Origin of the sequence: Pseudomonas sp., assembly GCF_030150285.1 — a bacterium.
GTDB lineage: Bacteria > Pseudomonadota > Gammaproteobacteria > Pseudomonadales > Pseudomonadaceae > Aquipseudomonas.
In genome coordinates this window covers 19,056-39,055 of record NZ_JASLGE010000086.1, presented here as the reverse complement: position 1 = coordinate 39,055, position 20,000 = coordinate 19,056, and the positions used below count along the sequence as shown (strand labels likewise).

Sequence of the window (20,000 nt, the reverse complement as noted above, 5' to 3'; positions counted from 1 at the left end):
ATGCCCTTGCGACAGCATCCGTGATTTTTTTGCTTGAGTTGTGCCAAATTCTGCACTGGAGGCATCTATCTGTACCGATCAAGTGCGTTACACTGCACCGCCTGTACTGATCAAAGATTTTGAAGGTAAAACATGACGTTCAAGGCGCCGGATAGTCTCGCCGAGCAAATCGCTCACCACCTCGCCGAACGCATCATTCGTGGCGAGCTCAAGCCCGGGGAGCGCATTCAGGAACAAAAAGTGACGCTGGCACTCAATGTCAGCCGCGGGTCAGTACGCGAAGCCCTGTTGATTCTCGAGCGCCGACACCTGATCGCCATTCTTCCACGGCGGGGCGCACATGTGACTGAGCTCACCGCGCACAAGGTGCAGAGCCTGTGCACGCTGATGAGCGAGATGTACATTCTGCTCGGCAATGCGGTTGCCCAGCGCTGGGCGGTACAGGCCGATCTGGGGCCGTTCCTGCAAATTCAGCAACGCCTGATCGCCAGCTATGAACGCCAGGACATCAGTGCCTTCGTAGAAGACAGCTTCAATGTCATGCGCGCTGCTTATCCGTTTGCGGATAACCCCTACTTGCAGGAAACCGTCGAGAACCTTCACCCGGCCATGAGTCGCGCCTATTACCTTGCCCTGGAGCAACGCAAGGCTGAAATGAGTGAATTTCTGACCTTGTTTGCGCAACTGCTCGACGCAGTGCTGGCGCGTGATCTGCCTGAAATTCGTGTGGTGTTGAGCCGCTACGCTCAACGCAGTTGTGAACTGGTGCTGTCTGCCCTGGCGGTTGCCTAAGCGTGCGGCTCAAGTGCATCAAACTCGCAGGCTTCAAGTCTTTCGTTGATCCGACAACCGTTAACTTTCCGAGCAACATGGCGGCGGTCGTGGGGCCGAATGGCTGCGGCAAGTCGAACATCATTGACGCCGTACGCTGGGTGATGGGCGAAAGCTCCGCCAAAAACCTGCGCGGCGAGTCAATGACGGACGTTATCTTCAACGGTTCCACGAGCCGTAAGCCCGTCAGCCAGGCGAGCATTGAGCTGGTGTTCGATAATTCGGATGGCACGCTGCTGGGTGAGTATGCGGCTTATGCTGAAATCTCTATCCGCCGCAAGGTCACCCGCGAGAGTCAGACCACTTACTACCTGAATGGCACCAAGTGCCGCCGTCGTGATATCACCGATATCTTTCTCGGCACAGGGCTTGGGCCGCGCAGTTATTCGATCATCGAGCAGGGCATGATCTCCAAGCTGATCGAGTCCAAGCCTGAAGACCTGCGTAACTTTATCGAAGAGGCGGCGGGCATCTCCAAATACAAGGAGCGTCGCCGCGAGACCGAGAGCCGGATCCGTCGTACCCATGAAAACCTTGCACGGCTGACCGATTTGCGCGAGGAGTTGGGGCGTCAGCTTGAGCGTCTGCACCGCCAGGCACAGGCTGCCGAGAAGTTCCAGGAATACAAGGGCGAAGAGCGCCAGCTCAAGGCTCAGTTGTCAGCCTTGCGCTGGCAGACATTGAACGAGCAAGTGGGGCAGCGCGAAGCCGTTATCGGTAATCAGGAAGTCAGTTTCGAGGCATTGGTTGCCGAGCAGCGTAACGCCGATGCCAGTATTGAGCGCTTGCGTGACGGGCACCATGACCTGTCCGAGCGTTTCAATCTGGTGCAGGGGCGTTTCTATTCGGTCGGCGGTGACATTGCCCGCGTAGAGCAAAGCATTCAGCACGGCCAGCAGCGTTTGCGACAGTTGCAGGACGACCTGCGCGAAGCTGAACGCTCGCGCCTTGAAACCGAATCGCACCTGGGGCACGACCGAACCTTGCTCGCCACCCTGGGTGAAGAGCTTGAAATGCTGGTGCCTGAGCAGGAGCTGACCCAGGCGGCGGCCGAAGAGTCAGCGGCGGCACTGGAAGAATCCGAACAGACCATGCGCGGCTGGCAAGAGCAGTGGGACGCCTTCAACCTGCGCTCGGCCGAGCCGCAGCGCCAGTCTGAGGTCCTGCAAGCCCGTATCCAACAGCTGGAAACCAGTATGGAGCGCCTGGCTGAACGCCAGCGCCGGTTGGCTGAAGAGCACACCTTGCTGGCGGCAGACCCGGAAGATGCCGCCATTCTGGCGCTGAGCGAAGAGCTGGCTACCCGTGAGTTGACGCAAGAAGCACTGCAGTCCAGTGAAGAACAGTTGGTTGAGGCGCTTGAGCAAGTGCGTCATGACTTGCAAACAGCCACTCAACATCAACAGCAGGCGCAAGGTCAATTACAGCGCCTCAATGGCCGGTTGGCCTCGCTTGAAGCGCTACAGCAGGCCGCCCTCGATCCGGGTACGGGGGCTGCCGAGTGGCTACGCGATCAGCACCTGTCCGAGCGTCCGCGCTTGGCAGAGGGGTTGCGCGTAGAGGCGGGTTGGGAGCTTGCAGTAGAAACCGTGCTCGGTGCCGATTTGCAGGCGGTGCTGGTCGACGATTTTGCAACGCTGGACCTGGCCGGGTTTACTCAGGGTGACTTGCGCCTGTATAGCTGCGCCGCTCAAGTGGGTCATCCTGGTGACAGCCTGTTGAGTAAGGTCCAGGCTGATGTTGACCTGTCGCCATGGTTGGGGCAGGTCAAGCCGGTTGAGTCCCTTGAGCAGGCGCTGGCGATGCGCGCTCAATTGCCCGAAGGCGGCAGTTTCATCTGTCGCGAGGGCTATTGGGTAGGGCGTAACTTTTTGCGTGTGTGCCGCGCCAGTGAAGCGCAAAGTGGCGTCCTTGCCCGAGGCCAGGAAATTCAGCGGCTGGCTGAAGAGCGCGATGAGCACGACGCGATACTGGCGACACTGGAAGAACAATTACAGGTTTTGCGTGAGCAACAGTTGACGCAGGAAGAGTCACGCGAGCAGGTTCGTCGTCGTTTGCAGGACGAAGCGCGTCAGCAGGGTGAGATCAAAGCTCGGCTCTCGGCCAGCAAAGCCAAAGTCGAACAATTGACCTTGCGCCGACGTCGTCTGGATGAAGAGTTGGCCGAGTTGGGTGAGCAGCGGGCACTGGAGCACGAGCAGGTCGGTGAGTCGCGCCTGAACTTGCAAGAGGCGCTGGATGCCATGGCCACCGATACCGAACAGCGTGAGCTGTTATTGGCTCGGCGTGACAGCTTGCGTGAGCGACTGGATCGCGTGCGCCAGGAGGCGCGCCAGCACCAGGATCACGCGCATCAATTGGCCGTTCGTCTGGGCTCGCTCAGGGCCCAGCACGACTCGACCCGCCAGGCGCTTGAGCGGTTGGAGTTGCAGGCCGAGCGTCTGGCTGAAAAGCGTGAACAGCTCACCTTGAACCTGGAAGAGGGCGAGGCTCCGCTCGAAGAGCTGCGACTCAAGCTTGAGGAGTTACTCGACAAGCGCATGAGCGTGGATGAAGAACTCAAGATCGCACAGGTCGCTCTGGAAGATGCGGACCGTGAGTTGCGTGATGCTGAAAAACGACGTAATCAGGCCGAGCAGCAGTCCCAATTGATACGCGGCCAACTCGAGCAGCAGCGTATGGAGTGGCAGGCACTAACGGTCCGTCGCACGGCGTTGCAGGATCAGTTGCTTGCCGATGGCTATGACTTGCACGGCGTGCTTGCCACCTTGAGTGCTGAACTCAACGAGCAGCAAGCTGAAGAAGAGCTTGAGCGCATCGCAGCGCGGATTCAGCGTCTGGGTGCGATCAACCTCGCGGCGATTGATGAGTATCAACAGCAGTCAGAGCGCAAGCGTTATCTGGATGCCCAGGATGCTGATCTTGTTGAGGCGCTTGAGACGCTGGAAAACGTGATTCGCAAGATCGACAAAGAGACCCGCAGCCGTTTCAAGGACACCTTTGATCAGATAAATGATGGATTACAGGCGCTTTTCCCAAAAGTTTTCGGGGGAGGAAGCGCTTATTTGGAACTGACGGGCGAAGATTTACTCGATACAGGGGTGACGATCATGGCGCGCCCACCGGGCAAGAAAAACAGCACGATCCATTTGCTGTCCGGTGGCGAGAAAGCATTGACTGCCCTGGCACTGGTATTTGCCATTTTCAAGCTCAACCCCGCACCGTTCTGCATGCTCGATGAGGTTGATGCGCCGCTTGATGACGCTAACGTAGGCCGTTATGCGCGCCTGGTGAAAGAGATGTCGCAGACGGTGCAATTCATCTACATCACGCACAACAAGATCGCCATGGAAATGGCGGATCAGCTGATGGGGGTGACCATGCATGAGCCGGGCTGTTCACGTCTTGTTGCGGTTGATGTGGAGGAGGCAATGGCAATGGTCGATGCATGAGCTATAAGCAATTAGGAGCTTTTTTCTTTCGTAAGAAAAAACTCTGGTGATTGTAGGAAATGACTTGCGAGTCATGAGGCCTTAAGGCCTAGCTCAATGCGACAGACGGTGTAAAGTTATCTTTGGTCGTGTTAATTTAACGTCTAATTTTTTTGTACGTGGAAAAACGCCATTCAGAACATAGAGTTGGTGCCGCGTTTTAAAGGGCTTTAGGCTCTTCTTTATAGAATCATTTTTTAGGGGCAAGGGATTACATGGAAATCGGTCTGCGCGAGTGGCTGATAGTCATCGGCATAGTGGTTATCGCCGGTATTCTTTTTGATGGCTGGCGCCGTATGCGCGGTGGCAAGGGCAAGCTCAAGTTTCGCCTTGATCGCAGCTTTTCCAACGCGTCCGATGAGGAAGAGACCAGTGCGGAGCTGTTGGGCCCCTCACGTGTTCTGGATACGCCTGCGCACAAAGAGCCACAACTGGACGAACATGATTTGCCGTCGGTGAGCATGCCGGCGCGGGACAAAGGGTCCAAGCGCGGCAAACGTGCTGGTGAGCCAAGCCAGGGTGACTTGAACCTCAACCTTGATCTTGACGACAACGTACCGAGCCTCAGTGCGCGTGACGACGATTTCCCTGCCGAAAGCAAACCACCGCGTGGCCGCTCAAATGCCAGCGCCGCGATTACGACTGCCGAAGACAAAGAGCCGCAAGCGGCACAGGAAGTGTTGGTCATCAGTGTGATCAGCCGTGATCCGAATGGCTTCAAAGGCCCGGCGCTGCTGCAAAACATTCTTGAAAGCGGTTTGCGCTTCGGTGAAATGGATATTTTCCATCGCCACGAGAGCATGGCGGGTAATGGTGAAGTGTTGTTCTCCATGGCCAACGCCGTGAAACCGGGAGTGTTTGATCTGGATGATATCGACCTGTTCACCACGCCTGCCGTGAGCTTCTTCCTGGGCCTGCCGGGCCCGCGCCATCCCAAGCAAGCCTTTGATGTGATGGTGGCGGCGGCGCGCAAGTTGTCCCAGGAACTCAATGGTGAGTTGAAGGATGACCAGCGTAGCGTTTTGACGGCCCAGACGATCGAGCATTATCGTCAACGCATTGTCGAGTTCGAGCGTCGTGCCCTGACTCAGAAACGCTGATAACAGTGCTGGCAACTAGGCTTGCCTGCGCTGAATGCAAGACGAACTAACATGTGGAGCAGCCTCGGCTGCTCTTTTGCTTTGTGAGAGAACACCCCCCATGACTGCCGCCAATACCCGCATTCTAGCGCTGCGCGCTGAACTGGATCAGCACAACTATCGTTACCACGTACTCGACGAGCCGAGCATCCCGGATGCCGAGTACGATCGCTTGTTTCGTGAGTTGAAAGCGCTGGAAGCGCAGCACCCGGAGCTGGTCAGTGCCGACTCTCCGACCCAGCGTGTCGGCAGTGCTGCGCTGACGGCCTTCACACAAGTGCGTCATGAAGTGCCGATGTTGAGCTTGGGCAACGCCTTTGATGAAACAGATATGCGCGAGTTTGACCGGCGTGTGACCGAAGGGCTGGATTTGCCGGTGGGCGATCTGTTTGGCGCTGGCGCAGAGGTTGAATACAGCTGCGAGCCCAAGCTGGACGGGCTGGCAGTCAGTTTGCTGTATCAGGACGGTCACCTGGTGCGCGGTGCCACGCGGGGGGACGGCACCACGGGCGAAGATATCAGTGTCAATGTTCGGACTGTGCGTAACATTCCGCTCAAACTCAGTGGCAGCGGTTGGCCTTCCATATTGGAAGTGCGAGGCGAGGTCTTTATGTCCAAGGCCGGTTTTGAGCGGCTCAACGAAGCTCAACTGGCTGCTGGCGGTAAAACCTTTGCGAACCCGCGTAACGCGGCGGCGGGTAGTTTGCGGCAGTTGGACTCAAAAATTACGGCCAGCCGTCCCCTGGAATTTTGTTGCTATGGCCTGGGGCGAGTGTCGGCGGAAATTGCGCCGACGCACATCGGCAACCTCAAGCAGTTGCAGCAATGGGGTATGCCGATCAGCCATGAGTTGAAACTGGCCAAGGGCATCGCGGAGTGTCTGGATTATTACCGCGATATTGGAGAGCGTCGCGCCTCGTTGCCATACGAGATCGACGGTGTTGTGTTTAAGGTCAACAGCCTTGAGTCGCAGGCCATACTGGGCTTTCGCGCGCGTGAGCCGCGCTGGGCCATTGCCCATAAGTTCCCGGCCATGGAAGAACTGACCGAACTGCTGGACGTTGAGTTTCAGGTCGGGCGCACGGGGGCGGTTACGCCGGTGGCGCGCCTTAAGCCGGTCAAGGTAGCCGGTGTTACGGTGTCCAATGCCACGTTGCACAACATGGATGAAGTGGCACGCCTGGGCTTGATGATTGGCGACACCGTGATCATTCGTCGCGCTGGCGATGTCATCCCGCAAGTGGTTCAGGTCGTGCTGGAGCGTCGCCCGCAAGATGCGCGGCCGGTACACATCCCGCAGAGCTGCCCGGTGTGCGGTTCACACGTTGAGCGCACGCAGTTGATCAAGCGCAGCAAGGGCCGCGAAACAGTTAGCGAAGGGGCTGTATACCGCTGTGTAGGGCGGCTGGCCTGCGGGGCGCAGCTCAAACAGGCGATTATTCACTTCGTTTCGCGCCGCGCGATGGACATCGAAGGCCTGGGCGAAAAAAGTGTTGAACAGTTGGTGGATGAAGGGTTGGTGAGTTCGCCGGCCGACCTCTACACCCTCAAGTTTGACGATATCGTCGCTTTGGAAGGGTTTGCCGAGCTGTCGAGCAAGAACCTGCTGCAAGCGATTGCTGACAGCAAGCGCCCGACATTGGCGCGTTTCATTTACGCATTGGGTATTCCTGATGTAGGGGAGGAGACCGCCAAGGTGCTGGCACGCTCATTGGCATCCCTGGAGCGCATTCAGCGCGCCTTGCCGCAAGTGCTCACCTACCTGCCGGATGTCGGCCTGGAAGTCGCGCATGAGATTCACAGCTTCTTCAGTGATGCGCACAACCAGCAGGTGATCGCGCAATTGCTGGAGCGCGGGTTGGCGTTGCAGGATCAAGGCGAGTTGGGGGCGGAGTTTGCCGCCAGTACGACCCTGGGTAGCCTGATCGATAAGCTGCACATTCCCTCGGTTGGGCCGGGTGGGGCGCAGAAACTGGCTGATAAATTCGACACGCTGGCGCGAGTCATCAGTGCGGACTGGCTCGATATGCGCCAGGCCCTGCCTGAAAAACAGGCCAAGGCAGTGCGCGACTTCTTCGACAACCCTGAGAATGCACAAGCTGCGTTAGCGGTCGAGGCGCAACTGCGTGACTTCGGCATGCATTGGCAAAGTGAGATAAAGATTGTTGAAGGTCTACCACTGGCGGGCCAGACCTGGGTTCTGACCGGGTCGTTGGAACTGATGAGCCGCGATGTGGCCAAGGAAAAGCTCGAAAGCCTGGGTGCCAAGGTGTCGGGCTCGGTGTCGGGCAAGACCCACTGCGTCGTGGCTGGGCCGGGTGCCGGCTCAAAACTGGTCAAAGCCAACGAGTTGGGGCTTAAAGTGCTGGACGAAGAAGCCTTTGTGGCTTTCTTGGCGCAGCAGGGCATTGCTCTGTAGTCGCTGACGAGTAGAACGAGGCTGCGTCAGGCGTGACGCGGCACGCCGACGAAGTCGTCGTGAAGTCTGGTCCTGGGGTGTCGCTGCCTGATCCAGGATTCAGGTTTACGACGCCTTCCGCCCTGGCCGGCATACAGAGCATCGACACAAGGTGGGTCCTTTCCAAGAATCCAAGTGCTTGACCCTGCTCATATTTTTTTCTTGTCGCGGCGGTTGTAACTTTTCCTCAGACAGGTACAATAGCGCCGTTCGCTGCTAGGCGGATGTTGTTATGGTGACCCTATCGGTCCCTCCGCAACGATTACCCGTTAACCTGGTCAGATCCGGAAGGAAGCAGCCACAGCGGGAACATTGTGTGCCGGGGTGTGGCTGATGGGGTTGCCTCCATTCTTTAAGTCCTTGATTCTACAAGGATTTTCGCGTCAAAAATCTCGAAGTGTGACAGCTCTTAGTGACACCAAAGTGGTGCGCTGTGCTGGCAATCTTACATCGTTAATTTTTCTCTCGCTATCAAAGCCATTCAGGCTGCTTCGCCATCGATGCTGGTGGGGTGCGGACTCCTGCATAGTGGTTCATCTCGTGATCAAATTCACCACTCGTCGCAGATAGAGGCGCAGCAGGAGACGTCTCGGATGTCGTATGCCTATGGCGACTGCGGTAAGAGTGGGTGATGAGCGTCGTCCGGCAGAGTTGCCAATAGGGTAGTCAGTACTGTTAATATGCCATCACGGCTGTTTTTGCAGAGCTAACGGTTCCTAGTAGATGTCAGTCGCGCCTTCGCATGAATTAAACGAGCGAAGGATCATAGCTTAAAGTATTATTTAGGAGAGATGCTTGTGGCATATAGAAACGGAAATTACTGCGCGTTTTATGTCTCTGAACCCTTCAATGCTAGTGCGCTAGGTGCAAATGCGACAAGAGATTTTAATTATTACAATTTACTAAAGGCATGGAAGGCACAGGATGCGTCCTATCCCTTTAACGACTCGCATGCCAAAACATATAACGTTCGAGATGATAGCAACTGGGAAACAACGCTGAAACCAAGGTTGCGTGAGCGTTTGCAGTGTTCAAAGAACATCGTTCTTATTCTCAGTAGCAAGACTATTGAGTCGAGGGCGGTCAAGGAAGAAATCGAGTACGGAATTAGTAATCAGGGTTTACCAGTTATTGTGATTTATCCTGAGTACAGCGAAAAGTCGGACTTGGTTGCGGATGGTAAGCTGAGAGCGCAAGTAAAGAGTATGTGGGATAAACTTCCTACCTTTAAATTGTTAAAGGGTGAAGTTCCTGTTTTGCATGTTCCAATGAATAAGTTTCTTATAAAGAAAGCACTGGAAGATAGTGATCTCACGCTCGGAGGAAAGATTGCTCCTTCTAATTACTGGTATTCAGTCTGATTTTTCGTAGAAGGTGTTGGTGTGACTGGGGGGTGAGTGGTGAAGGTAAAATTTACTGACAGAAATTTATGGGTGAGGTTTAAGGAGAGGGTCTCGTGGGTCAGTACGATTGTTTCGTTAGTGCTGATATTTGTGAACATTCCAGAGCAGTGCAAATATATTGCAGGCTTTTTGTTTCTGCTCAGTCTTCTTATATATTATCTTATTAGTTGGTATGCGGCGAATCGCCTGAAGGTGGTTGACCTAGATATTGAGGGTAGTACTGTTACAGTGAAGGCGGGGGATTTATTTAAAGAACCGGACTTTAAAGTTATTGCGTTTAATGAGTATTTTGATACTCAGGTAGATAACAAAATCATATCCGACAAGTCGCTAAACGGAATATTCATTAAAGAGCATCTTCCGGGGACGCTGGATGATCTAGAGCGGTGCTTGGAAGAAGCTCAGTTCGAGGATGCCGATCTGGCCCAGCTTAATGAAGGTAGGCGTGCAGGTAAGAAGCAAAAGTACGAACTAGGTACATTGTGTGTTTACGAAGATTTTATCTTGGCGGCATTTGCTAAGTTTGATGATACCAATAAGGCTGTGCTCACAATGCCAGAGTATCTGGGGTTTCTAATAAGATTCTGGGATAAAATTAACGTTGTTTATGCTCAGAAGAGCGTTTCCGTCCCGGTGTTTGGTTCGGGTATTACTCGCATAAAAGAGCATAGGCATATTACTGACGAAGATTTGCTAAAAATTATGCTTTGGACTTTTAGAATTAGTGAGATGCGCTTCAATTACCCTGCCAAACTTACTATTGTTGTCCATGAAGACAAGATAGATCAAGTAAACCTACTAGATTTCAGGATGGCTAAGAATGGTCTTTAGTTTTGGCTGGGATTGAGGTTTTAGATTTTTAGGTCCAGTCTGAGGCGCTGTTCTGGGTGTCTCAGTACTTAATACCCCCCCCCGTTTATTTTTCCAGTTGGCACTCTCCAATCAGTCTTGTGTATCGTCAGGGCAGAATCCCTGCGGGATAGGAACCTTGTCGAACCCCTACGTCATATTTTGGGTATTGGAAACCGCAGGATCGCAGAAATCCCCCTGATAGCAGCTCAATACCCGCCGTTCCCTCTGCTGTACACACTAGGAGCGACGTTCGCCATCCAGCCTAGGCTGACCCATTGCCTAGGCCTTATCGAGGCTAGATGAGAGTTGTAGCCTTACACTGCCTCTTTCATGGCTCGCTGTACTGTACTCAATGCGCAACCAACAATTGTTTTTGTCTTGCGAAGGCTGTTGCCTGATGCCACACATGCCCTAATGCGAGCGTGTAGTTCGTGGTCAGTCTGTCGGCCTTTGTAAGTTCTACCTGCCTTGTCCAGCGACTTGTCCTTGGCCTTTTCTCTCTCAATGCCTTGTGTCTGGCGACGGCGGCGATCCTCGTAGTCCTTACGAGCTACCACAGCCAACATGTCGAGTAGCATTCCGTTGACAGCGGCAATCATTCCTCTGGTGAAGTCATCCATGCCGTCTGTGGCCTTCAATGCTGCATGGCTGGTAGATAGGTCGAGCGATACAACTGTCACCTTCTTGGCTGCAATGATGGCCTTGAGGCTGGCCCAGTCCTCTTGTGACAGGCGAGACAAACGATCCACGCCTTCAATCAGCAGCACGTCACCTTCGTGGCTGTCTTCTAGCAGCCGGAACAGCTCAGGGCGATCCAACTTACTGCCTGACTCATTCTCAATGTAGAAGGCGGCAATCTTGTGGTCATGCTTAGCAGCGAAGTCGATTAGCGATTGCTTGGCACGGCTGGCGTCTTGTGAGTCTGTACTGGCGCGAAGGTAAGCTCTGATAAACATGATGGCGATGCCTGTGCTCGTTTGGGTGTACCGATTGTATGTGTACTCGATAGGGTTGTAAATCTATTTATATCGGTACAGTCTGGGTCATCTGTAGGGGGCTTGTTGTTGTACTCGATGGCCTATACCCAAATCGGTACAGGTCAAAGGTAGGGGCAGGACGCTCATTTGCTGGCGCTGGAATTCAGGGAGGGCTATTGGCTGATTGCCAATGTCGTAACTGACGTATATGGAAAGGGTGCTGTACGGGGATAGCGTGGGCTGGTGCTAGGAGTGGGGGGATTCAGTGTTAACTAGACTTTCTACGTCGCTGACGAGGGCTGAGGGGGTGCATCCCAATGCTTTGGCGAGCTTGAATATTATCGTTATGGTGGGTTGATTTATGCCTCGCTCGATCAAGCTGACATAATTCCGCTGTATCTCAGCCTCCAGTGCCAGCTGTTCTTGGGTGAATCCTGCTTCCTTTCGCCTCTGGCGAAGAGCCTTTCCGAATGCCAACCCCGTATCCAAACCCCATCCCTCTTTGAAATAGGGGAATGTCTGCTGTAGAGCTTCTCACGTCTTCACAGTATATTATGAATATTGCGGCTGGCATGGCATCATCTGGCTGGTTTGAGAGAGGTGCCATGATGGCTTTTCGGGATCGTATATGGAGTATTTATGAAGGCTGTTAAGTGGATTCTTGTTGTGATAGTGCTTATTCCGGTTGTGATTATGGTGAGTTCTTTCATTAGAAATAAGGCAGTTGGCCCTGAGGGCTGGGCTCGGGATGATGTTGAAAAAGCCCTTAGGGGGAAGATGAAAGATCCGGATTCTATGGTGATTCGATCCTCTTACGTTGTAAAAAGGGTGGTAGGGGATCGGACGGAAATATCTATTTGCGGGATAGTTGATGGGCGAAATAGCTTTGGTGGTTATGCTGGCGGGATGAAGTTCGCATCTATGAGCGTTTCAAATACGGAGTTAGGTGTCTTTGATACCTACACAGTAGAGCTTGAAAACCCAGCCAATACAGCTGATGCGAGAAGTGTGAGCAGGTTGTCGGGATTTGAGAGTGTTTACTGGAATCAGTTTTGTGTTGATGCGAATCATCCTGCTTTAACTGTAGCTGATTGATATGGGTGAATGTCTTCACTAAAGCATCCGCACAATATTGATAGATTGTGTGGGAGCAAAAGGCAGGACTAACCAATAACGCTTGAGCCCTAATGAAAATCAGGGCTTGAGTAGGCCATTCACTGGAACTCGAAAAGCTTACAGTAAAGTCGTGCCTGCTTACGCCGTGCTTACGGTCACTCTTATTCTTCAGGGAACTCCAGCGGATTATAGCAATTGGCCACTTCTTTCTGTAAGCGTGCCAGTAACTTCTCCTTCGCTGCATCTGCCGCTTTGGCCTGCTTCTGTTCCTCAGCTTGAAGTAGCTGCTCAAGCAGGAGGTTTTGATACTTGGCGTGATCAGTCTCAAGTTCAGCTTTGTAAGCAGCCCTTACATCATTGTTGATGATGGCAATATCAGCTTTCTGCATTGCTGGGGGCTTCACCAAGTGAGCCGAGTAATTTAAAGATTCCATAGTGATTGGGTATTTTGAGCTGAGTTCGTATCCGGCGTTAATCTTTTCTGCTATGACAGAAAGGAAGTTAAATGGAATTGCAGCTCTGACTAGTTCACAGCATTGGCTGGTCTGGGTATATGCGTATTGTGACTGTTGTTGGCGACGTTCCAGCTCGTTTGGATCAAACTTCGCTGGGATGCCTTGGATGCTGGTGATTTTAGTACTGGTCATTAGATAAGCTCCTTCTTCTGTTTGAGTTTTGTCAAAGCCAATGCAATGATGCTTGCTTGGTATTGAGTCATCGAAATTTGTTGTTTGGGCTTCGTATTGGTTGTGGTGGTGATGTTGAGTTTGTTGCGTGCAATGGCTTGCGCCATCATTTCTTGAAAGTTCATTGATTAACTCCATATGTGAGATTGTTTTAATGCAGGCTGAGATAAGGCGAAATTACGATAATTTACGGCTCTAGCACGCGGGTTTCAGGCCGATGAAAGTGCGACCTGATAGGGTAGCCAGGGTTCAGCGTTTTTTATCGTTCTCGATCAATGAATCCAAGAAGGCGTGGGAGATTGCTGCCAGTTCGCCAACATCCACCAATAAGCCTTTCTTGTGAGCTTTACTCAGCAGCCTGTAGTACTTATTGATTGTTGGCTCACCAACCTTGATGAATAATGTCTTGCCTGTATCGGTGGGTTGTACTGGCGTTGTAACTACTCCCTTGATCAAATTGCTCTGCTTATCGATAACAATGAAGTTCATAAACTCAAGCCACCAGAAGCACTCATAGCTTTGCTGATAATGAACTGATTGATCAATAGGTTGGTGCTGTCAGCTTGACTCTTGAGAGTGTCAAACTGAGGTTTTGTTAGTTTCAACTTTACCGAGATTGACGGGGTTTGCATTGCCCTCCATGTTTTCGATCTACAACTATGCGAACAATGCCTTGCATTGCCGTATTTGCCAGCTAGACTCTTTCCACATTGTTTACAAATATGTGTATTCGACACGATAAATTACCTCCTTTGGATAGGTGATTGTTTGGTTTTTCGATTAGATTTTCTTACAGGCGAAAAAAAAGCCCACGATTTTAGGTGGGCTTATTCAAGAGGGATTAGTGAAGTGGATGATAAAGCTTAAGGAGAAATATCAACCTCAACTAATCAAGCAGCGAACTAGAAAGCGCTGCGTGGTTAGTTTCTTCTCTAATGTGTTAAGTATACAAAATAATCGCTGTTTTGTCAATCAAATCTGCAAATAAAAGTCAATAAATAGTTGTCGATTTGTCGATAGAAAACTCTTGCCGAACACAACAATCTGGATCAAGTGCAGTACATTTATAATTGATTGAACACTGTATGTATATTCTGTGCATAGTGCACAGGAAGATAATGCTCGTGATCTGACGTCAGTAAAACCACCACCGCTCTTAAGCTCTTGCGCTTTACCAATCATCTGTCGATACAGACAGAAGGCTTTTAAGCTTTTGCTCTTTGCTTGATAGTGTATGGCATACATGTGCTCGGCACATAAGTAGAATCAGGGCTTAAAAGCGAAGCTTTGATTTGTGTTAATCATTGATTGTTACTGTGTTCGACCGTCAGGTCGGTGGTGGTGGGGTGGCCCGTAAGGGCATGGGCTCACATGCTATAGCATGTAATACATGGTGTAAGGGTAACGCGGGCCAAACGCCCACCCGCTCCCGCTGTATATATATGGTGGGCGTGACTGGGTGATCCCTCTATCAGTACCCAGCCGATGAAATCGCGAGCTCAACTTCTGGATAATGATCAGGGTGCAACCAACCCTGTCCTTCGCAGTAATCCAAGAATGCATCATTCCCTTTTGGTTCGGGATGGTGGAGCTTGATCACTGTAACCCTCACGCCGGGAGCATCTGGAGTTCCTGCGAGCTTATTGACCTGATCCAAGGTTCGCTCCTGTAATCTTGCAACAGGTTCATTGGATAGCCCTTTGACTGCCAGCTTAAGGATGTGCCGACGTGCTGCAAACTCTTGCTTGTTCCTAGCCACTGCAAGATCAACTCCTTCTTCAGCATGCTGCATTCCAAATGCCAGCATGAAATCATCGACAGCATCTTGAATAGCATCTTGTAGATTCAAGGCGCATTGCGTGATTTTCGTGTTCGACTCAAATGGTGCGTCAGCATTGATCCAGTCCATCACGAAGATAACCGAATGTCCTTCTGCTGTAGCGCGCTCACGAATCTTTTCCCTCACTCGCTTGAGATGGTCGGCAGTATATCGTCCTTTGTACTTGCCTTTTTCGGTGTCCCACTCAACGCCATAGCATTCATTCATTACCGATCGAAGCTGGTGGTCCATGATTCCGGTGCGACGAATCGCTAATGGGTAGCACTGTGCGACTGCTCGCTCGAAGGGAGATGTTGGGAGTTTGTCAGTTACAGGTACGCCCTTGGTGACTCGACGAACGAAGTGCTCGGTTTCACCCGCAGCCTCCATGATCTTTCGGCGAGACATGCCCATCGCATGGAGAACGAGGACTTTGTTTTCGCGCGGATCTAGTAGGGCTGTCGCCTTGCAGGGGGCATCATCATTTGCAGCGTGGTTGGTGGTGTCGGTCAAATTTAAGGCGAGTGCGTGCTGCATTGGAAAATCTCCTGTTCAAGTTCAGTTCATTGGCGTTACCTCGTGGCATTGCCGATTATTTGGGCAAATCGCAGACATAAAAAAAGCCTCAACTGGCAAGGCACTGTTTGAGCAGTGGTCGCGGGGGAGGCTTAAGGATGTCTGTCGCAGTTTAATGCGATCAATAACTATATGTGATAATTATTCTCTTGGCAACAACTATTTAAGGTTTGCCGATGTGCTGCAAGGCTTCTTTCATAGCTTTCAGTGGAGTCCTGCTGCCGTAGACGCCGAAAGTGACGGCATTGTCCTCATGCCCAACGATTCTTTTGATCAGCGAGTCTTGCACGCCAGCATCCCGCAGATCATCAATAAGCGTGTGTCGAAAACTGTGGAATGTCTTCTTGCTGTCATCAATCCCGCGCTTAACCTTGTACCTCCCAAACCACTTGGAGGGAGCATGCCCCAGCTTTCCCCGTACAGGTTCAAGCTCAGGGAACAATCTATGGGTTCCAGTGGCTTTGGCTGACTCAACATGCCGCAGTAACCCCAACTCAACCAGAAGCGGGTGTACTGGCAGCATGCGTCGGCTGCTTGCATTCTTCAGCTTCTGACCTTCGCTGCTGTCATCTACGCGGATGCATTGAATGCCTTGTTGCTCAACAAAGTCATCGACTCGTAGCTGACACAACTCTTCCAGTCGAGCGCCGGTGTAGCGGCCCAGCAATGGTATCCAGTAGCGCCAAGGATGTTTGCGAGCTTCAGTTTTCAGTGCATTCAGGTCGAGAAGGGCGGTCAGGTCACGCTGTTCAAATGATAAACGTGCTTCCTTTGCAGAGCCCGTCATCATCTTGAGCCCGGTCAAGGGATTGTCTTGAATGTACCCGTTGGTTTTGCACCAGTTCATAAATGCTGAGAGTTTGCGCAGACGATTGTTCACCGTAACTGCGGTGACAGCTTTGTAAGTGCCACCAGACTCAACCACCTGAAGCAAAGTTTTACCAGCGAACTCGGGCTTTAGTCCGAAGTATTGCGGGCAACGGCTCAAGCGATCTTTCAACAGCCGGGCTTGGTGAACATCAAATGCAGCTATTGGCATGTCGCCCATCAACTCAAACAAATCTCGCAGTGAGCGTTCCACTTCGTGTGTGCTCACTTCACGCCATGTGCCACCACGTTTACCTTCCTCGATGTATCGCTTGGATAGGGTGCCAAGGGTAGGGCTGCCGCTGACTTGCTTGGGTGTAATGGCTGAGGGGCGCTGTATGACAGATTGAATTGCTGGTGCAGGTGTAGCGTCTCGCCACCCGACACACAGCGTACGGAGCGTCTGAAGGTCTGCTAGGGGATGTTCGAGCAAATGCTCGTGCACCTTCTGAGCAATGTGGCTTGCTGTGAATAATGCGGACTGACGCTCTCGCAAGTTGAGGCTGAAGCGCAAGGTGTGGCGTTTGGGGAATAGGTGCTTGGGCAGCCGCAGATTCATGTAGTAAATGGAGTTGCGGCGGACGATGTAGGCCATAAGTGGTACACCAAAGTGGAACAGTCGAGTGGAACAATGCTGACTGCACCCCGGATGTTTGACTGCCCGTGTGACGTGTTGGCACGGGTGATTGGAAGCAACCTCAAAAGCCTGAAACCCTTACCCCATATGGCTTGCAACGATTACCGAGCATGCTTGCATGCCACATGGTCAGATCCGGAAGGAAGCAGCCACAGCGGGAACATTGTGTGCCGGGGTGTGGCTGATGGGGTTGCCTCCATTCTATAACTCCTTGATTCTACAAGGATTTATCAGTAAATAATCTCGATATGTGACAGCGTTCAGGACACCTAAGTGCTGTGCTGGGTACCACAATCGACGATACTCCAAGCCTTAAAGCTTGTCGTACACCTCACATCGATAATCCTCCTGAAAAAAGTACTGCTGCAGTAGTAGAAGATACTAATGGACGAAGTTTTAGCCTTGCCGCGTTCAAGCTGGGGAGACGGCACACGTGACCACGCCTGCCAATAAACCGAAGCGGTATTTCTGGCGCTGGGTGATGGCGCTATTGCTCGCCCCCTTCGTCTTTTGGCTTGTCGCCACTCCTCAAGTGAGCTTCCATTTCTCTGAAAAGGGGCAGGGGCGTCTCGGTTACATTCTGAATGTTCAGCACGATATCTCAAAAGGTGAGATTTACCCGGGTGAAGCCACGGGTGGCGCAGGGCACATCTTCCCCAGCAAGCAATTTTTTATGGAGTTCGACTGGACTAACGGTGGAAAGTCGCACTGCATTCGGGTTAAACCGAAGTGGCCGAATACCGATGTGTACATCGGGGCAGCGGGTGATGTCGATAGCCGTACTGATGGCAGGCTTATTGAGGCCTGTGGGCCATTGCCACAATAGGGCACTCCGAGAATCTGTTCCTTTGTACGACGCGGTAGCTCAGATCCATGCGACTGCCGCCCCTCCAGTTCCAACTTAAACTGACGGCTTTGGGAGCCGACCTGCGTCTACACGTTTTTTGCCCCATTTAGCGCTTCAACGCGTGGCACGTCAGATTAGGCGAGCGCATCGGATGCAATTTTGCCCCTGCTCCGCTAGCATTAGCCCCCTCTGCTTTTCAGACGCGACGGTTATCAATGAGTTATCAGGTTCTTGCACGTAAATGGCGTCCGCGCTCGTTCCGCGAAATGGTCGGCCAGACCCATGTGCTCAAGGCTTTGATCAATGCTCTGGACAGTCAGCGCCTGCACCACGCGTACTTGTTCACGGGCACGCGCGGCGTCGGTAAGACCACCATTGCGCGCATCATTGCCAAATGCCTGAATTGTGAAACAGGTATCACCTCGACCCCGTGCGGGACGTGTTCGGTGTGCCGCGAAATCGATGAGGGGCGTTTTGTCGACTTGATCGAAATCGACGCCGCGAGCCGTACCAAGGTCGAAGACACGCGGGAACTGCTCGACAATGTGCAGTACGCGCCAAGCCGTGGGCGCTTTAAGGTCTACCTGATCGACGAAGTGCACATGCTGTCCAGCCATTCGTTCAATGCGCTGCTTAAAACCCTTGAAGAACCACCGCCCTACGTCAAGTTCATCCTGGCGACCACTGACCCGCAGAAGTTGCCGGCAACCATTCTGTCTCGGTGCTTGCAGTTCTCGTTGAAGAATATGACGCCTGAGCGTGTGGTCGAGCACTTGACCCATGTGTTGAGTGTTGAAAATGTACCGTTTGAAGATGATGCATTGTGGCTGCTGGGGCGCGCTGCCGACGGCTCGATGCGGGATGCGATGAGCCTGACCGATCAGGCGATTGCGTTCGGTGAAGGCAAGGTACTGGCCTCGGATGTGCGGGCCATGTTGGGTACTCTGGATCACGGCCAGGTGTTCGACCTGCTGCATGCCTTGATTCAGGGCGATGCGCGAGGGTTGCTGGAAGCCGTGGCTCATTTGGCTGAGCAAGGCCCTGACTGGAATGGCGTGCTGTCCGAAATCCTTAACGTGTTCCACCGCGTGGCGATTGCGCAGGCGCTGCCTGAGGGTGTGGATAACGGTCACGGGGATCGGGACCGGGTGCTGGCACTTGCTAACGCGTTGCCTGCTGAAGACGTGCAGTTTTATTACCAGATGGGTCTGATTGGCCGCCGTGATTTACCGTTGGCCCCCGACCCGCGAGGCGGCTTCGAGATGGTCCTGCTGAGGATGCTGGCTTTCCGCCCAGCAGACACGGCAGATGCGCCGAGTCAGCCGCTAAAGTCGGTGGGGATCAGCCAGGCCACAGTTGATTCCGCCCGCACCGTGGCTGCTCCAACGGCGGTTGCGCCAGTGCTCGAATCGCTCCCGCAGCCAGCGCCTGTCGTTGAAGTGGCCAGGCCGCCGGCGCTTCAGGCTGCTCCTGCGCCTGCGCCGGAGCCACCTGAGGTGGACTTGCCCTGGAACGAGCCCGCTGCGCCGCGTGTTGACGCTAACGCCGTAGCTGAGCCGGTGCTGGATACCCTGGGCGAGCCGCCAGCGCTTGCGCCGATGCCGCTGCCGGTCCCTGACAGCGTGGTGCCAGATGCCCCGGAATGGGTGGCAGCACCGGAGGTTGAGCCCGCGCCCGCGCAAGTCGATGCCGCTGCGAGCGGGATGGATCGCGATGACGAACCGCCACTGGATGAAGACTACATCGAGCCCGACATGGACTCGGCGGCGTATAGCTACCTGGACGATCTGGCCAGTGAGCACACCGCTGAGCCCGCGCCTGAGCCCGAGCCGCTACCGGCGGCAATGCCGGCAACGGGGCTGGCCCTTGAATGGCTGAACATGTTCCCCAAATTACCGGTGTCGGGCATGACGGCAAGCATTGGTGCCAACTGCACCCTGATCGCTGCCGAAGGTGATGATTGGTTACTGCACCTTGACCCGGCCCATAGCGCACTGTTTAACCCGACCCAGCAACGCCGTCTTAATGATGCGCTGAACCAGTACTTGCAGCGCACACTGAAAGTGACGATCGAACTGGTCCAGCCGGAGCAGGAAACGCCTGCACAGGCTGCCTCCCGTTGGCGGGCCGAGCGCCAGCGCCAGGCCGAAGCGTCCATTTACGCTGACCCAAGGGTTCAGCACATGATGCAGCAGTTCGGCGCGGTGGTGCGTGACGACACCATTCAACCGGTTGACGTTGCTCAAGCTCAGGCTTCGTAGCGTCAACCTGGAAACTTACAGCCCGGGGTTATCGTGATCG

At 53.3% G+C, this 20,000-nt stretch carries 16 protein-coding genes and 1 other RNA gene; 10 read left to right on the top strand and 7 right to left on the bottom strand.

Annotated elements, in window-relative coordinates:
• Window positions 1-132: 132 nt before the first annotated feature.
• The 7 genes from Q1W15_RS20520 (at window position 133) to Q1W15_RS20490 (ending at window position 10,153) form a co-directional block, all read left to right on the top strand.
• On the top strand, window positions 133-792 hold the full coding sequence (locus tag Q1W15_RS20520; RefSeq protein WP_300731562.1) for a GntR family transcriptional regulator: 660 nt from the start codon (window positions 133-135) through the stop codon (window positions 790-792).
• Window positions 793-794: 2 nt separating this feature from the next.
• Window positions 795-4,283: a chromosome segregation protein SMC gene (gene smc, locus Q1W15_RS20515; protein WP_300731559.1), complete on the top strand. Its 3,489-nt coding sequence runs from the start codon at window positions 795-797 to the stop codon at window positions 4,281-4,283.
• 254 nt (window positions 4,284-4,537) lie between these two features.
• Window positions 4,538-5,422, top strand: coding sequence for a cell division protein ZipA (gene zipA / locus Q1W15_RS20510; protein ID WP_300731556.1), 885 nt, complete (start codon window positions 4,538-4,540; stop codon window positions 5,420-5,422).
• Between the two features lie 100 nt (window positions 5,423-5,522).
• Entirely contained in the window at window positions 5,523-7,880 is a 2,358-nt protein-coding gene (gene ligA, locus Q1W15_RS20505) for an NAD-dependent DNA ligase LigA (protein WP_300731554.1), read from the top strand.
• Between the two features lie 281 nt (window positions 7,881-8,161).
• Window positions 8,162-8,258, top strand: an RNA gene (ffs, locus tag Q1W15_RS20500) — signal recognition particle sRNA small type.
• Between the two features lie 458 nt (window positions 8,259-8,716).
• The gene (locus Q1W15_RS20495) at window positions 8,717-9,280 is read left to right on the top strand and encodes a TIR domain-containing protein (RefSeq protein ID WP_300731551.1); all 564 of its coding nucleotides are present in this window, start codon (window positions 8,717-8,719) and stop codon (window positions 9,278-9,280) included.
• A gap of 132 nt (window positions 9,281-9,412) precedes the next feature.
• Entirely contained in the window at window positions 9,413-10,153 is a 741-nt protein-coding gene (locus tag Q1W15_RS20490) for a macro domain-containing protein (protein WP_300731548.1), read from the top strand.
• 335 nt (window positions 10,154-10,488) lie between these two features.
• Here Q1W15_RS20490 and Q1W15_RS20485 read toward each other — a convergent pair whose 3' ends face one another.
• Together Q1W15_RS20485 and Q1W15_RS20480 are read right to left on the bottom strand one after the other, a co-directional pair.
• Window positions 10,489-11,130 carry a recombinase family protein gene (locus Q1W15_RS20485; RefSeq protein WP_300731545.1) on the bottom strand — a complete coding sequence of 214 codons (642 nt, stop codon included), beginning with the start codon at window positions 11,128-11,130 and terminating at the stop codon, window positions 10,489-10,491.
• A gap of 267 nt (window positions 11,131-11,397) precedes the next feature.
• Window positions 11,398-11,628 carry a helix-turn-helix transcriptional regulator gene (locus Q1W15_RS20480; protein WP_300731621.1) on the bottom strand — a complete coding sequence of 77 codons (231 nt, stop codon included), beginning with the start codon at window positions 11,626-11,628 and terminating at the stop codon, window positions 11,398-11,400.
• A 162-nt stretch (window positions 11,629-11,790) separates the two neighbouring features.
• Between Q1W15_RS20480 and Q1W15_RS20475 the strand changes: the two genes are divergently transcribed.
• Window positions 11,791-12,246: a hypothetical protein gene (locus tag Q1W15_RS20475; protein WP_300731542.1), complete on the top strand. Its 456-nt coding sequence runs from the start codon at window positions 11,791-11,793 to the stop codon at window positions 12,244-12,246.
• Between the two features lie 182 nt (window positions 12,247-12,428).
• Here the strand turns inward: Q1W15_RS20475 and Q1W15_RS20470 are convergent, their stop codons facing one another.
• From Q1W15_RS20470 to Q1W15_RS20450, 5 genes are all read right to left on the bottom strand, one after another.
• Window positions 12,429-12,914, bottom strand: a complete 486-nt coding sequence (locus Q1W15_RS20470; RefSeq protein ID WP_300731539.1) for a hypothetical protein — start codon at window positions 12,912-12,914, stop codon at window positions 12,429-12,431.
• Window positions 12,914-13,078: a hypothetical protein gene (locus Q1W15_RS20465; protein ID WP_300731536.1), complete on the bottom strand. Its 165-nt coding sequence runs from the start codon at window positions 13,076-13,078 to the stop codon at window positions 12,914-12,916. Before Q1W15_RS20465 ends, Q1W15_RS20470 begins: the two co-directional genes overlap by 1 nt.
• Before the next feature lie 124 nt (window positions 13,079-13,202).
• Window positions 13,203-13,442 (bottom strand): hypothetical protein, encoded by a 240-nt coding sequence (locus tag Q1W15_RS20460; RefSeq protein ID WP_300731533.1) that lies wholly within the window; start codon window positions 13,440-13,442, stop codon window positions 13,203-13,205.
• A gap of 982 nt (window positions 13,443-14,424) precedes the next feature.
• Complete coding sequence (locus Q1W15_RS20455; protein ID WP_300731531.1) at window positions 14,425-15,309, bottom strand: hypothetical protein; 885 nt, start codon at window positions 15,307-15,309, stop codon at window positions 14,425-14,427.
• A gap of 202 nt (window positions 15,310-15,511) precedes the next feature.
• Window positions 15,512-16,810 carry a site-specific integrase gene (locus Q1W15_RS20450; protein WP_300731528.1) on the bottom strand — a complete coding sequence of 433 codons (1,299 nt, stop codon included), beginning with the start codon at window positions 16,808-16,810 and terminating at the stop codon, window positions 15,512-15,514.
• Window positions 16,811-17,285: 475 nt separating this feature from the next.
• On the opposite strand from Q1W15_RS20450, the gene Q1W15_RS20445 reads away from it, so the two are divergent.
• Together Q1W15_RS20445 and dnaX are read left to right on the top strand one after the other, a co-directional pair.
• On the top strand, window positions 17,286-17,678 hold the full coding sequence (locus Q1W15_RS20445) for a hypothetical protein (protein ID WP_300731526.1): 393 nt from the start codon (window positions 17,286-17,288) through the stop codon (window positions 17,676-17,678).
• 236 nt (window positions 17,679-17,914) lie between these two features.
• Complete coding sequence (gene dnaX, locus Q1W15_RS20440) at window positions 17,915-19,960, top strand: DNA polymerase III subunit gamma/tau (protein ID WP_300731521.1); 2,046 nt, start codon at window positions 17,915-17,917, stop codon at window positions 19,958-19,960.
• Window positions 19,961-20,000: the final 40 nt, after the last annotated feature.